14 protein-coding genes are annotated in these 12,826 nt (G+C 68.6%); 6 read left to right on the top strand and 8 right to left on the bottom strand.

The window, feature by feature from the left end:
• The first annotated feature begins 18 nt into the window (after positions 1-18).
• Complete coding sequence (locus J5T34_RS18995) at positions 19-1,965, top strand: ATP-binding protein (protein ID WP_208581813.1); 1,947 nt, start codon at positions 19-21, stop codon at positions 1,963-1,965.
• Between the two features lie 223 nt (positions 1,966-2,188).
• Here J5T34_RS18995 and J5T34_RS19000 read toward each other — a convergent pair whose 3' ends face one another.
• Entirely contained in the window at positions 2,189-2,698 is a 510-nt protein-coding gene (locus J5T34_RS19000; RefSeq protein WP_174104825.1) for a CinA family protein, read from the bottom strand.
• Positions 2,699-3,020: 322 nt separating this feature from the next.
• Here J5T34_RS19000 and J5T34_RS19005 point away from each other — a divergent pair, with 322 nt between their 5' ends.
• Together J5T34_RS19005 and J5T34_RS19010 are read left to right on the top strand one after the other, a co-directional pair.
• Complete coding sequence (locus J5T34_RS19005) at positions 3,021-3,470, top strand: BON domain-containing protein (RefSeq protein WP_244259070.1); 450 nt, start codon at positions 3,021-3,023, stop codon at positions 3,468-3,470.
• A gap of 111 nt (positions 3,471-3,581) precedes the next feature.
• Entirely contained in the window at positions 3,582-4,049 is a 468-nt protein-coding gene (locus tag J5T34_RS19010) for a hemerythrin domain-containing protein (protein ID WP_208581817.1), read from the top strand.
• Positions 4,050-4,164: 115 nt separating this feature from the next.
• Here the strand turns inward: J5T34_RS19010 and J5T34_RS19015 are convergent, their stop codons facing one another.
• The 4 genes from J5T34_RS19015 to J5T34_RS19030 all read right to left on the bottom strand — a co-directional run bounded on the left by J5T34_RS19015 (position 4,165) and on the right by J5T34_RS19030 (position 6,053).
• The gene (locus J5T34_RS19015) at positions 4,165-4,563 is read right to left on the bottom strand and encodes a BON domain-containing protein (protein WP_208581819.1); all 399 of its coding nucleotides are present in this window, start codon (positions 4,561-4,563) and stop codon (positions 4,165-4,167) included.
• A 102-nt stretch (positions 4,564-4,665) separates the two neighbouring features.
• On the bottom strand, positions 4,666-5,286 hold the full coding sequence (locus tag J5T34_RS19020) for a DUF4142 domain-containing protein (protein ID WP_208581821.1): 621 nt from the start codon (positions 5,284-5,286) through the stop codon (positions 4,666-4,668).
• Positions 5,287-5,338: 52 nt separating this feature from the next.
• Entirely contained in the window at positions 5,339-5,527 is a 189-nt protein-coding gene (locus J5T34_RS19025) for a DUF3008 family protein (RefSeq protein ID WP_208581823.1), read from the bottom strand.
• Between the two features lie 112 nt (positions 5,528-5,639).
• Positions 5,640-6,053: a CBS domain-containing protein gene (locus J5T34_RS19030; RefSeq protein WP_244259071.1), complete on the bottom strand. Its 414-nt coding sequence runs from the start codon at positions 6,051-6,053 to the stop codon at positions 5,640-5,642.
• A gap of 259 nt (positions 6,054-6,312) precedes the next feature.
• On the opposite strand from J5T34_RS19030, the gene J5T34_RS23980 reads away from it, so the two are divergent.
• Both J5T34_RS23980 and J5T34_RS19040 read left to right on the top strand, forming a co-directional pair.
• Positions 6,313-7,743 (top strand): BON domain-containing protein, encoded by a 1,431-nt coding sequence (locus J5T34_RS23980; RefSeq protein WP_244259072.1) that lies wholly within the window; start codon positions 6,313-6,315, stop codon positions 7,741-7,743.
• 205 nt (positions 7,744-7,948) lie between these two features.
• The gene (locus J5T34_RS19040) at positions 7,949-8,260 is read left to right on the top strand and encodes a hypothetical protein (protein ID WP_208581827.1); all 312 of its coding nucleotides are present in this window, start codon (positions 7,949-7,951) and stop codon (positions 8,258-8,260) included.
• A 27-nt stretch (positions 8,261-8,287) separates the two neighbouring features.
• Here J5T34_RS19040 and serA read toward each other — a convergent pair whose 3' ends face one another.
• From serA to J5T34_RS19055, 3 genes are all read right to left on the bottom strand, one after another.
• A complete protein-coding gene (serA, locus tag J5T34_RS19045) occupies positions 8,288-9,511 on the bottom strand; it encodes a phosphoglycerate dehydrogenase (RefSeq protein ID WP_208581829.1) in 1,224 nt (407 codons plus the stop codon).
• 61 nt (positions 9,512-9,572) lie between these two features.
• Complete coding sequence (locus tag J5T34_RS19050) at positions 9,573-10,238, bottom strand: MarR family transcriptional regulator (protein WP_208581831.1); 666 nt, start codon at positions 10,236-10,238, stop codon at positions 9,573-9,575.
• Between the two features lie 132 nt (positions 10,239-10,370).
• Positions 10,371-11,654 (bottom strand): MFS transporter, encoded by a 1,284-nt coding sequence (locus tag J5T34_RS19055; RefSeq protein WP_208581833.1) that lies wholly within the window; start codon positions 11,652-11,654, stop codon positions 10,371-10,373.
• Between the two features lie 145 nt (positions 11,655-11,799).
• Here J5T34_RS19055 and J5T34_RS19060 point away from each other — a divergent pair, with 145 nt between their 5' ends.
• A complete protein-coding gene (locus J5T34_RS19060; RefSeq protein ID WP_208581835.1) occupies positions 11,800-12,720 on the top strand; it encodes a LysR substrate-binding domain-containing protein in 921 nt (306 codons plus the stop codon).
• Positions 12,721-12,826: the final 106 nt, after the last annotated feature.

Consider the following 12,826-nt stretch of genomic DNA (forward strand, 5'->3'; position numbering starts at 1 on the left):
CCGCGCCCGGCGCCCGCCATGGACACGTCCGATTCCGCTGCCGAAGCCACCCAGCTCGACCCCTCGTCGAATTTTCCGTTGCGCCGGCGCGTCACCGCGCTACTGCTGGCCAGCACCGTGCTGCTGCCGCTGTGCCTGCTCGCCGGCTGGGGCTGGCTGGCGCTGCGCGATGCGTTTGCCGATGCCGAGCGCCAGTGCGCGCTGCTGGCGCGGGTGGTGCAGGAGCACGCCAGCAAGGTGATGGAGAGCAACCGGCTGGCCGACCAGCGCCTGCGCGATCTGACCGTGCAATGGAGCAACGCGGACATTCGGCACCACGAACTCGAACTGCATCGCCGCATGGCGCGCATGGGCCGCCGTCTGCCGCAGGCGTTCGCGCTGGCGATCTTTGGCGACGACGGCACGCTGCTGGTCAGCAGCCTGCTCTACCCGGCGCCGGCGCTCAATATCGCCGGACGCGAGGACTATCGCGCGATCATGGTCGAGCGCGAGCCCTTGCACCTGTCGGCGGTGCTGATCGGCGGCGTGATTCCCGAGCCGGTGTTCAAGGCCAGCATGCCGCGCATGCACGGCCATCAGCTGGCCGGCATCGTTTCGATCTCGTTGCGGCCGGCCTATTTCGCCGACTTCTACCGGCAATTGCTGGAGCACACCGACGGCTACCGCGCGGCGCTGGTGCGCAGCGACGGCGCGGTGCTGACTGCGTATCCATGGCCGGACCCGGACGCCGCGCGCTTCGCGGCCACGGTCAGCCGCCGGGGCGACAGCGATGGACCGCAGCGGGTCGAGCGGGCCGACGGCCATGCGTGGCTCGTGACGGTCCATCCGGTCGGCGACGGCGTCGCCAGCGCCATGGTCAGCGTGCCGTATCGCGCGGTCTATCGCGCCTGGTGGCGGCGCATGGCGCCCGCCGCGCTGGCGGCTGCGGTGGTCTCCGCGGTGCTGTGTCTGTCGTTGTGGAGCGCGCTGCGGCGCATTCGCGCCGAGGAGGCGGCGCGGCGCCGCTGGCGCGAGGAATGCGCGCGGCGCGAGCAGCTGGAAAAGCGCTACCGCCAGTCGCGCAAGTTCGAGGCGATGGGGCAGTTGATCGGCTCGGTCGCGCACGATTTCCGCAATGTGCTGGCGGTGATTTCGGCCTATACCGACGTGCTGCTGTTGCGCCCCGGTGTGGCCGGCAATGCGGAGCGGGCCGACCGCACCGGCCGCACCGACCGCGTCGACCGCGTCGATCGCATCGATCGCACCAACAGGACCGCGCTGGCCGGCATCCGCAAGAGCCTGGCCAGCGGCGCACTGCTGGCGGACCGCCTGCTCGGCGTGGTACGGCGGCGCGAGCATCGCAGCGAGGTCATCGCGCTGCACGAGGAGTTGCTGCAATGCGATCCGCTGATCCGCGCGACGCTCGGCCCGGGCATCGCGTTGCGATATGCGGTCAGTCCCGATTGCCTGCCGGTTGTCGCCGACCGCTGCGAGCTGGCCTTGGCGCTGTTGAACCTCGCGGCCAACGCGCGCGATGCCATGCCGGAGGGTGGCGTGGTCGAAATTGGCGCCGCCAATCTGGGGGCGGCCTATGGCGGGACGGCGACGCTGCCGCCGGGGCTGACGCCGCGACCGGGGAAACGCAACGGTACCGATCGTGGCGATCGAACCGAAGGCGATCGGTCGGAGGATCTGGCCGAAGATCTTGCCGCGGAGTCTTCCGGTGGCAAGGGGACGATGCGCGGCGTCTACGTACGGCTCTGGGTCAGCGACAGCGGCATCGGCATGCCGGCCCATGTCGCAGACCGCGCGCTGGAACCGCTGTTTACCACCAAGCCGGACGGCGTCGGCACCGGCCTGGGTTTGAGCCAGGTCAGCGATTTCTGTCGCGACGCGGGCGGGGCGGTCACGGTGCGCTCGGCTCCTGGCCAGGGAACCACGGTGACGCTGTTCCTGCCGGCTTGCCCGCCGCCCCCGCGCGCGTGAACTGGGGCGGGTCCAGCGGTTTGCCGGTGCCCAATACCCTCTCCCCCGGCCCCTCTCCCGCAAGCGGGAGAGGGGAGAAGGCCAGCGGGAGACGGGACAAGGCAAGCGGGAGAGGGGAGAAGGCAAGCGAGCGATCGCGCTGGCGATACCGTGCTCCCTCTCCCGCTTGCGGGAGAGGGATGGGGAGAGGGCAAGGGGCGCGTCCGTTGGCTCAGCGGTTTGGTCAGCGCTCGCGCTGCTGCGCCAGTGCGTGATAGCGGGCGATCTGCGCCAGCGCGAATTCGGCGGCGGCCTCGCGGACTTCGTTGCGGCCGCCGCGCAGGCGCACCGTCTCGGAGAACGCCACGGTGCGGCCGTTGCCGCGTCCGGTCTCCCTGAAGATCCAGGCAAAGCATTGCGTGCCGGGCGGCGTGCCGTCGTCCCCCTGGCCATCGGCAATGCCGGTATTGGCGATCGCCAGATTGGCATCGGTCAGGGCCAGCACGCCGCGCGCCATAGCCAGCGATACCTCTTCGCTGGTCAGGCCATACCGGCGGATCGTTTCCGGCGACACGCCGAGCACGCGATGCTTGATCGCCGGCGCATAGGCGACCACCGCGCAGCGCAACGCGTCGCCGCAGCCGGGCACATCGGCAATGCGCGCCGCGATCAGTCCGGCAGTGCACGACTCCGCGGTGGCCAGACGCAGGCCATGCCGCAACAGAAAGCGTGCGGCCTCCTCATGGGCATTCATCTCGTTTTCCTCCCGACTTCCTCCCGGATTCACGACTGCGCATGTGCAGATTCCATGCCATCGGCACGGCTGTCATTTCTGCACGCTTTGCCACGTGGCGTGCGGCGGACATCGGGAAAGTGTGTAAAAAGCGGCTCGCGCATGAAATTCCGCACGCCGGGGGCATGCCCGCAGCGCGCCCGGGCGACGGCCGCACGGGGCGATGCGCGCCCACATCGCCGGCGGTATGGATATTGCGTCTTGGCTCCAGGCCGCGGGTCGCCCAGCGCTCGGCGCCCGGTCCGCGGCATCCGATGCAAACCGGAGCACAAGGAGTCGAGGCATGCAGCAATCCACCAGCAATCCGCGAGAACGCAGTGTCACCGGGGCACCGTTTGCCGCGCCGGGGACCCGCACCGACCGGTCTGGCGACGAGGTGCGCAGCCGCAGTGCCGATCCCGGTCAGAGCAGTTACGGCGGCTTCAAGAACGAGAACCCGAGCTACCAGCGGCAGGGCGACGCCGGCCGAGAGTCCGGCCAGCGCGCCGGCAGCCGCATCAGCTATTCGGACGATCGCATTCTGGATCGGGTCTGCGAGCGTCTGTGGCGCGCCGGGCTCGATGTCAGCGAGGTATCGGTCCGCGTCGAAGGCGGCCACGTCACGCTCGAAGGTCAGGTCGGCAGCCGCACGGCGCGCCGGCAGATCGAAGAGTGTGTCGATGCCTGCCAGGGCGTGTCCGATATCGAGAACCGGATCCGGGTCGCGCCGGATCGCAGCGAGTCGCAGGCCTGATGGCGGCGGCGGACTGATTTGAAACAGGGCGCGGCAACGCCTGTACGGCGATGCGCCGATACGCCGATACGCCCACAGAGCAATTCCCCACCACGATAAAAGGAGTTTCGAATGGACAAGTCCAAGATTCCGAGCGCACAACGTGCCGCGCTGAGCCTGCTGCTCGACGACCATCGCAACGTCAAGAAGCTGTTCAAATCGTTCGAGAGCGCGAAGGAGCGTTCCGAGAAGGAGCAGATCGCGCAGCAGACCTGCCACGAGCTGACCGTGCACGCGCAGATCGAGGAAGAGATCTTCTATCCCGGCTTGCGCGGGGTCCACGAGAAGCTCGACGAGATGCTCGACGAAGCGAAGGTCGAGCACCAGGTCGCCAAGGACCTGATTGCGGCGATCGAGGGCGATCTGAGCGGCGAGATGCTGGAGGCCAACTACAAGGTGCTGTCCGAATACGTCAGCCACCACGTCCAGGAAGAGGAGAACGAACTCTTCAAGATGGTCATCAGCAAGAACGTCGAACTGGGCGAGATGGCCGAGCAGATGACCGCCCGCAAGGAAGAACTGATGGGGGCGATGGCCTGAACGTCAGCCTGACTGCTGACTGTGGTCGTTCCCGCGTTCGCGGGAACGACGACGCAATGCAATTCGGCGCGATTTACGGCGCGCCTCTTGCACCGCGCGGCTCACACCGCGCGTCTCACACCTTGTGATGGATCGGGCCGGGCGCCGGCGGCAACGGCGCGCCGCGCTCTCCGCGTTCGCCAGGCTCCGGCGTGTTGATGGCATCTGCCGCCTCGGTGCCCGCGATCGGGCTGGCCGGTTCGCTGGCGTCGGCCGCTTGCAGATCGTTGTAGACCCCCAGGATGCCGGGCCCGATGGCGGCCGCCTTGGCGATGCGCTCGGCGGTCGCCAGATCGGCCACGCGTCCGCGCAGCCGGATGCGCTTGTCCTCGATGCCTACCTCGATACCTTCCGGCATGGCGCCGCCGAACTCTTCGGCGATATGGTCCCGGGCCTGCCGCAGCAGGTCGTCGTCCTGCGCGGCCGTATCGGCGCCGGTCGGCGGGGCGGGTTGGGACGGGTTGGAGTTGGCCATGGGCGTGCTCGCTGAATCAGGACAGAGAAAAAGAGGACAGAGAAAAAGGACGCGCGCCGCTGCGGCAGCGCGCCCGACGAATCGGGTAGTACGGCCGCGCCATCATCGCTGCGCGATGCCGCTGCGCCAGGTCACGGTGCGGGTTGCCATCGACTTGCCCTGCGACAGGCGTTCTTCCAGCATCGGCAGCGTACGTTTGGCGAAGGCACGCAGCGCCGGGTCCTTGCCGATCTCGGCCTGCCGCTGGAACAGCGCCAGCGCCTGGCGATTGGCGTCGACCGCGACGATCTGCACGAACATCCGATCGAACTCGGCACCCTTGAGCGAACGCAGCTTGGTGACCTCCGGCGCTTCCGGCAGCCGCTGTTCGGGCTGCACGCCCTTGCTTTGCGCGATGCGCGCCAGTTCCGCCGCGAGGGCGCGATAGTCGCGCGCCGCGCTGCGGGCGTAGGCCAGCAGCGTGGGATCGGCGGAGACCTCGAGCGCCATGCTGGCGGTCTCGACGCCCATTGCGGCGGTCAGGATCGCTTCGTCGATAAAGCGCAGGTCGTCGGTCGACAGCGAGGTCGCCGGCGGCCTCGACGCTCCGGTGGGCGGCGTCGCCAGCGGCGAAGTTGCGGCCGGTTGCGCCGGCGCGGGTCCGGCGGCAAGCGCGGTGGCCAACGCGACGGCGGCCAGCAGGAGCTGGGCCGCCATGCGAGGGGTGGATGCGATTGTCGTCATCGCGAATCTCCATCGACGGACGCCGCCGGCCATCGGACGCCGGTGACGTGCATCAGCTCTCGGACTTGTGGTCCGGTTTGCCCTTCTGCGGCGTCGATGCCATGTCGTGCAGTTCCTTCTGGCTCATCGACTGGTACATCGACTTCGACGCGCCCTTGAGCTCGCCGACCTTCTTGTCGCCACGTTTTGCCGACAGCGCCGCGCCGGCCGCCATTTGCTGCGATTTCGATTTGGCTGGCATCTGGTCCTCCATTGCGTTCAGTGGTTAATGGGCTGGTGCAATCTTGCAAGCCTTGTAAATCCCGGTCGTTGCCGCGGCCTGCGGACCGGCCGCAGGCAAGCGGCATTCGACCTCAGCGGGACGGCTGCGCGGGTTGCGAAACGCCCTGGAGCGCCTCGCCTGTCCCGCCGGTATCGCCGGTCTTCACCGCCAGATCGCCGAGCGACACCATGCCGACCAGACGATGATCCTTGTCGATCACGGCAAGGCGGCGGACCTGATGGGCCGCCATCTTTTCGCGCGCGGTATCGATCGACTCGTCCTCGCTGCACCATTGCACGTCCTGCGACATCGCCTGGGTCACCTTGGTGCTGGCCGGGTCGGCGCCCGCGGCGGTGCAGCGCACGGTGATGTCGCGGTCGGTCACCATGCCGGTCAGCCGGCGCCCGTCGCAAACGGGCAGCGCGCCGACGTCGAGCTGGGCCATCAGCTCGGCCGCGCGCTTGATCGTGTCGTCCTCGGTCAGAAAGGCTGGCTGTGCGGTCATCACATCGCGTAGCACGCCGCCTGACCGCCGGGCGTCGTCACCTTGTGTCTGCGTTGCCATCGTCTGTCTCCTTGCGGATAGTTGGCACCGCGTGCGCTTCGCACGCGCCCTGCAGTTTCGCAAGATGCGTTCCAGATCGCCTGCCGGATGACGGCGCCGTGACACCGTCGCGCGCGACCGATCGCCGCGACGGTACGGTTCTTGCGCGGCCCCATGGATACGGGCGCGCATCGCGCCGGACCACCTGCAGGAGATCGATATGCGAAACGAATCCATGCGACGCAATCGGCCAGCGCAATCCTGGCCGGGCTACGATCAACGTGACGATGGCTGGAGCGACAACCGCTCCGAACGCTGGGCCCAGGACGACTGGCAGGCGGAGTCGGAGGGCAACGATTGGGAGTCGCGTTGGCGGCGCGCGCAGATGACGCCCTACCAGCTGAGCGAAGGCGGGCCGCCGCGCGGCGCGTTCCAGGATGACGATACCTATGGCACCGGCTATGGCCGCGAAGCCGGCCGCGAAGACCAGCAGGGCCGGCAGTACAGCAGCAGTGGCAGCAGCGGCTATGGCGAGGGACGCTACAGCGGCGAGCAATACACCAGCGGTCAGCCAGGCCGCGGTCAATACGGCCGCGCTCAAGGTGGCAGCCAGTATGGGCGGAGCCAGTACGGGCGCGAGTATGGCGGTGGCGGGTACGGCGGCGAGTCCCGCTATGGCTCCGAATATGGGTCGGAGTACGGTGGCCAGTATGGTGGTCAATACGGGCGCCAACCTGGCGGCTACGGCGCCGGATACGGCCGCGGCCAGCAACGCGGCGATTGGCGCGGCCGGGGCGAATCGTCGACCCGCCGCAACGAATATCGCACCGACCCCTGGCAGTCGGGCTATTCCGGCGCCGCGGCGCTGGAGACGGGCACCGGGCCTTCGTATGCCACCGGCACGCGCGGCGACGAGTGGAGCGAGGAAGACGAGCGCTACGGTGGCACAACCACATGGCGCGGCGGCCAGCGATCGGGCATGCGCAATCGCGACCAGGACTGGCTGCGCGAAGCCGAACGCAGCAGCGGCTACAGCAACATGGGAACGTCGACCTACGGCTGGGACCGCTTCGACGACGACTGGCCCGGCCGCAACTATGCCGTGCCGGAACACCGCTATGGTGGCGACTATCGCGAGGAATGGTCGGGCCACGAGGCGGGCCGCCAGTCCGCTGGCGAGCTCAGCTATGGCGGGGGCTACGGCGGCTATGGCAGCGATGGCGGTTACCGGCGCAGCGAGCGCTACGAGCGTGACGAACGTGACGACGATCGCGAGGAGCACGGTCCGCTGTACAACATCGGCCGGCGCATCGGCGAGGCAGTCAGCGAATTCTTCGGCACCGACGATCGGCCGCAACGCCGGGTCGGCCCGAAGGGCTACCGCCGCAGCGACGAGCGCATCCGCGAGGCGGTGTGCGAACGGCTGGCCTATGCCGAGGGCCTCGATGTCAGCGAGGTGACGGTCGACGTCAACGGCGGCATCGTCAAGCTCGGCGGCACCGTGCGCGACCGCAGGGAAAAGTACGACATCGAGGACCTGGTCGACAATGTCTTCGGCGTGACCGACGTGGAGAACGACATCCGCGTGCGCCGCGACAGCGGCGAAGCCCCGGCGAAGATGGACGACCTGAAGGGCTGGACGCCGGACTGAGCGGCGCGAATTGGCTGAGAAGGGGCGGCCAAGGGAAGGGGCGGCCAAGGGAAGGGGCGGCGACGGGGCGGAGACCGGCGCGAGGCAGCAGCCTCGTTCGCCCGCCGCCCGCGTCCAACGTGCGCCACCGCACGCGTGTCAGACAGCCGCCGATGGCGCCGCGCTACCCCTTGGGCAATACTGCGCCCACAACAGGGAGGGCGCCATGACCGCCAACGAGGGTTTCATCGCCGCCAACCGGCCGGCGGCACAGCCCGATGCCGGCGCACCGGCATCGGACCGGACCAATGCCGTAAAAGCACGCGCGCCATGGTGGCAGCCGGGCGTCTATTGCAGCGCGCCGGCCGTATTTCTATGGATTGCTTCGCGCCTGCCGGAAGAGATGCTGGCCCAGCTGTTCCGCGGCGCATCGATGCCGCTGGTGCTCAATCAGCTCGGCGACGCGCTGTTTTTCTGCGGTTGGGTCATCAGCGCGATTCTGCTGTGGGGCAGCCGCCGCCAGCCGCCGGCGGCCTGACCCCCATTCCATTTTGCCTTCGCCAGACTACGAGGCCGTACCGGCCTCGTCGCGTCTGAGCACGCGCAGCCGCAGCACGCCGGGCAGCGCGGCCAGCTCGCGCTCCAGCTCGGCGGAGGGCGCCTTGTCCAGATCGGTGACGACATAGCCGGTGGTGCCGCGCGTTTCCAGATGCTGGCCGGCGATATTGATGCCTTCGCGCGCGAGCAGCGTGTTCAACGCGGCCAGCGCGCCGGGCGCGTTGCCATGGACGTTCAATAGCCGCGCCGGGCAATCGACGGGCCCCGGATCGACCTCGGGGAAGTTCACTGCGCCGATGGTCGCGCCGGTGGTCAGGTAATTGACCAGCTTGGCGGCCACCTCGACGCCGATGTTTTCCTGCGCTTCCTCGGTGCTGCCGCCGATATGCGGGGTCAGCAGGACGTTGGGCAGATTCTGCAGCTCGCTGACGAACGCATCCTTGTTGTTCTTGGGCTCGCTCGGGAACACGTCGATCGCGGCGCCGCCCAGCCGCCCCTCGCGCAGCGCGTCGGCCAGCGCGGGAATATCGACCACGCTGCCGCGCGAGGCGTTGATCAGCATCGCACCGCGCTTGAAGGCGGCCAGCACGGCGGCGTCGATCATGTTGCGCGTGCGCGGCGTCGCCGGTACGTGCAGCGTCACCACGTCGGCATGCGCGACGGCGTCGGCCAGCGAGCCGGCCGCCTTGGCCGAGCCCAGCGACAGGCGCGGCTGCACGTCGTAGTAGACCACCCGCATGCCCATCGCCTCGGCCAGCACGCCGACCTGCGAACCGATATTGCCGTAGCCGACGATGGCCAGCGTCTTGCCGCGCGCCTCGAAGGCGCCGGCCGCGCCCTTGGCCCATTTGCCGGCATGCGCCAGCGTGTTCTTCTCGGGAATCCGGCGCAGCAGCATCACCGCTTCGCTGACGACCAGCTCCGCTACCGAACGGGTATTCGAGAAGGGCGCATTGAAGACCGGAATGCCGGCCGCGGTCGCGGCGGCCAGATCGACCTGCGAGGTGCCGATGCAGAAGCAGCCGATCGACAGCAGCCTGGTGGCGTGGCCGATGTCCTCGGCGTGCAGATGCGTTGCGGAGCGAATGCCGACCAGCTCGTTGGCGGCCAGCACTTCGCGCAGTTCGCCGCCGGCGAGAGCCCCGGCGCGGCGCTCGACCTGCAGTCCGGCCTCGGTCAGCCTTTCGCTGGCGCTTTGATGAATGTTCTCGAGCAGCATTACCTTGGTCATCGCGGCCTCATGTGGCGGTCGTGGTGGGCCCGACGGTGTCGGTGCAGCGCTCTATCTTGCCTCAACTTCGACAGGGCAGTGAGGTAGGCGACGATTTGCGGCGCGCCGGCCGGGCCGGCATCGGACCGCGTTCGGCGGCCTTGGCGTGCTCTGGCGATTTGGACGGCTGCGACGGCTTGGACGATCTGGCCGACGCCCCCAGCATGGCATGCGCGCGGATCAGCGGCGTTTCGTCTTCGCTCGTGTCGTCGCGCTGCGCATGGCGGCGATCGCTGAATTCATTCAGGTGGACCTGCATCCGCTGCAGCAGCGTCGACAGCATCGCGCGTTCCTCGGTGCTGAACGGGCCGACCGATACCGAATGCAGGGCCTTGATCGACTGCGCGATGCGCTGCACGCGCGCACGCCCGGCATCGGGGACCACAGGCTGCGCCTCGGGCAGGGCGGGACCGCAGGTCATGCCGGCACCATCGACGAAGGCGATCCAGTGATCGCGATGCAGTTCGGCCAGCAAATGCTCGCCCATCTCGATGTCGATCAGGATCGCGCCCAGATACGGGCGATGCCGGACATAGTCGCCGCGCGCGATCGCACGCAGCAGGATCCATTTGACATAGGTCAGGCCGGAGGCCGACAGCGTCGTGTCGAGCGCGCGCTGCCAGGCCTTCATCGCCTCGACCAGGGCCACGATCGTCGGTTCTCCTGCATCACCGCGGTGCAGCGTCATCCATGTCTCCGTGTCATGTTTTTGAACGGCGTAACGTACACGAAAACCATGGCAGTTCGAGGACAACTAAGGGAAATCGAGAACAAGGAATCGCCCCGATATGACGGCTGCGACGCAGCCCGCGGCGATGCCTCACGCCGCTGCCATTGCCGCCTCGCGTTGACCGACCGGCCGGTCGTCGATTGGCCAGTGCAGCACGGTCGCGCCGAGCCCGACCACGATCGCGCCCATCCACACCAGATCGTAGGAACCGGTCCGATCGAACAGATAGCCGCCGAGCCAGACGCCGAGGAAGGAGCCGAGCTGATGGCCAAGAAACACGAAGCCGAACAGCGTGGCCACATAGCGGGTGCCGAACACCTGCGAGACCAGGCCGCTGGTCAGCGGCACCGTGCCGAGCCAGACGAAGCCCATCACCGCGGCGAACACGAAGACGCTGACGGTGGACAGCGGCACCAGCAGGAACAGCGCGATCGCCGCGGTGCGCAGCAGATAGATGCCGGCAAGCGCGCGATGCCGCCGCACATGGTTGCCGAGCAGACCGCACAGATAGGTGCCGGCGATATTGGCCAGCGCGATGATCGCCAGCGCGATCACCGCGTCGCGCGCGGACAGCCCGCGGTCGAGCAGATAGGCCGGCAGATGCGAGGCGATGAAGGCGAGCTGGAAGCCGCAGGCCAGAAAGCCGATATTCAGCAGCCAGAAGCCGCGATGCCCGCACGCCTGACGGATCGCGGCGCGCATCGATTGCCGGTTGCCGTCCGCACCAGCGTGCGCCGCGTTCGCTGCCTCGGCGGCCTGCGCGCCGCGCTCGCGCAGCGGCCATACCAGCGGCAGGGCCGCCAGCGCGCAGGCGGCCATCGCCCACAGCGCGGCACCCCAGCCCATCCGCTCGACCCCGGCCTGTACCGCCGGCACCAGCAGGAACTGACCCAGGCCGCCGAAGGAACCCGCCACGCCCAGCGCCCAGCCGCGCCGCTCGGCGCTGACCAGCCGGCTCAGCGCGGCGAATACCACGCCGAAGGTCGTGCCCGACAGCGCCAGGCCGAGGCAGATGCCGGCGCTCCAGACGAAGGCGGCGCTGGTGGTTGCCTGCGTCATGGTGTAGAGCCCCAGCGCATACAGCAGCAGGCCGGCCAGCATCACGCGCGCGGAGCCGAAGCGGTCGGCGATCATGCCGGCGAAGGGCTGCGCCAGCCCCCATACGAGGTTCTGCACCGCCATGGCGAAGCCGAACGCCTCGCGCGTCCAGCCGCGCTCCATCGTGATCGGCAGCAGGAACAGGCCCTGCACATGGCGCATGCCGAGCGCGAGGCCGAGGATCAGGCCGCCGGCTACCACCAGCACCAGGGGATCGGTGGCGGACAGCCGGGGAGTGGGCGGCGCGGCGCCGAGGGAAGCACGGGAACGGGACATGGTCGTGACGGCCTTCGAATGAGCAGTTAGCATGCGGTGAAGTCACCGGATTCCATTAAGCCGGCTGCATGCGGGCAGCTCAATTGATTTGTTCGTCCGTTCGCATGCGCAACAGGAATGCGAGCGCCCTACGGGAAAGAACGCCATGCAGAACCTCGTCAGCTTGCCGTCGCTCGATCTGCTCAAGGGCTTTGTCGCCGTCGGCCGGCGCATGAGCATCACGCTGGCGGCCGAAGACCTGTGCCTGACCCAGTCCGCGGTCAGCCGGCAGATCAGCGCGCTGGAGGCGCAACTGGGCGTGCCGCTGCTGGTGCGCCGGCATCGCGCCATCGCGCTGACCGGCGCCGGCGAGCGGCTGTTTCGCAGCGCCAACGCCGCGGTCCAGCAGATTCAGGACGTGGTCGGCGAACTGCGTGTCCAGGTGGCCCAGCGTCCCGTCACGCTGACCGCCAGCGTCGGCGTCACCGGACTATGGCTGCTGCGGCGGCTGGGGCGGCTGCAGCAGGCGCACCCGGGGCTGGAATTGCGGCTGTCGGCCAGCAACCGGATCGCGGACCTGCGCACCGAGCAGATCGATCTGGCGATCCGCTACTGCGCCGCCGACCATGCGCCGCCGGGCGCGATCGCGCTGTTCGGCGAGACCATCGTGCCGGTGGCCCATCCCGCGCTGGGCGTCGCGGCGATCGACAGTGTGCAGGCGCTGCAGGGCCTCAATCTGCTCGAGCTCGACGACGACACCAATCCGCGGCTGCGCTGGCGCCACTGGCTGGAGGAACGCGGGTGGCAGGGCGCCCGGCCGCGCGCGATGACGCAGTTCAATCAATACGATCAGGTGATCCATGCCGCGCTGGCGGGGCAGGGCGTCGCGCTGGGGCGGCTGGAGCTGATCCGCGATCTGCTCGACGACCGGCAACTGGGCGTGGTGGCCGCGCCGCCTCCGCCGTCCGTTGCTGGCGACAGCTTCGGCTACTGGCTGATCCAGGCGGAGGAGCGCCCGCGTCCGGATGTGCTGAAGGTGGTGGCGTGGATTCGGGCCGAGGCGGCGGGGCATCGGATCGGCGGTTGACTTTCCCGAGTCCGGCAGTAGGTCTCTCTTGAGTACGGTCAAAATACTGTATAAACATACAGTATCCGAAAGCCGAGTTTCTCTGCGCTTTGAAGGGCACAGGAAG

This window comes from Cupriavidus gilardii (genome assembly GCF_017598945.1).
Taxonomy (GTDB): Bacteria; Pseudomonadota; Gammaproteobacteria; order Burkholderiales; family Burkholderiaceae; genus Cupriavidus; species Cupriavidus gilardii_E.

What these genes read in the sequence shown, in the direction of transcription:
- J5T34_RS18995 (WP_208581813.1), top strand. Translation starts at nt 19, where the DNA reads ATGGACACGTCCGATTCCGCTGCCGAAGCCACCCAGCTCGACCCCTCG.
- J5T34_RS19000 (WP_174104825.1), bottom strand. Translation starts at nt 2,698, where the DNA reads ATGAATGCCCATGAGGAGGCCGCACGCTTTCTGTTGCGGCATGGCCTG.
- J5T34_RS19005 (WP_244259070.1), top strand. Translation starts at nt 3,021, where the DNA reads ATGCAGCAATCCACCAGCAATCCGCGAGAACGCAGTGTCACCGGGGCA.
- J5T34_RS19010 (WP_208581817.1), top strand. Translation starts at nt 3,582, where the DNA reads ATGGACAAGTCCAAGATTCCGAGCGCACAACGTGCCGCGCTGAGCCTG.
- J5T34_RS19015 (WP_208581819.1), bottom strand. Translation starts at nt 4,563, where the DNA reads ATGGCCAACTCCAACCCGTCCCAACCCGCCCCGCCGACCGGCGCCGAT.
- J5T34_RS19020 (WP_208581821.1), bottom strand. Translation starts at nt 5,286, where the DNA reads ATGACGACAATCGCATCCACCCCTCGCATGGCGGCCCAGCTCCTGCTG.
- J5T34_RS19025 (WP_208581823.1), bottom strand. Translation starts at nt 5,527, where the DNA reads ATGCCAGCCAAATCGAAATCGCAGCAAATGGCGGCCGGCGCGGCGCTG.
- J5T34_RS19030 (WP_244259071.1), bottom strand. Translation starts at nt 6,053, where the DNA reads ATGACCGCACAGCCAGCCTTTCTGACCGAGGACGACACGATCAAGCGC.
- J5T34_RS23980 (WP_244259072.1), top strand. Translation starts at nt 6,313, where the DNA reads ATGCGAAACGAATCCATGCGACGCAATCGGCCAGCGCAATCCTGGCCG.
- J5T34_RS19040 (WP_208581827.1), top strand. Translation starts at nt 7,949, where the DNA reads ATGACCGCCAACGAGGGTTTCATCGCCGCCAACCGGCCGGCGGCACAG.
- serA (WP_208581829.1), bottom strand. Translation starts at nt 9,511, where the DNA reads ATGACCAAGGTAATGCTGCTCGAGAACATTCATCAAAGCGCCAGCGAA.
- J5T34_RS19050 (WP_208581831.1), bottom strand. Translation starts at nt 10,238, where the DNA reads ATGACGCTGCACCGCGGTGATGCAGGAGAACCGACGATCGTGGCCCTG.
- J5T34_RS19055 (WP_208581833.1), bottom strand. Translation starts at nt 11,654, where the DNA reads ATGTCCCGTTCCCGTGCTTCCCTCGGCGCCGCGCCGCCCACTCCCCGG.
- J5T34_RS19060 (WP_208581835.1), top strand. Translation starts at nt 11,800, where the DNA reads ATGCAGAACCTCGTCAGCTTGCCGTCGCTCGATCTGCTCAAGGGCTTT.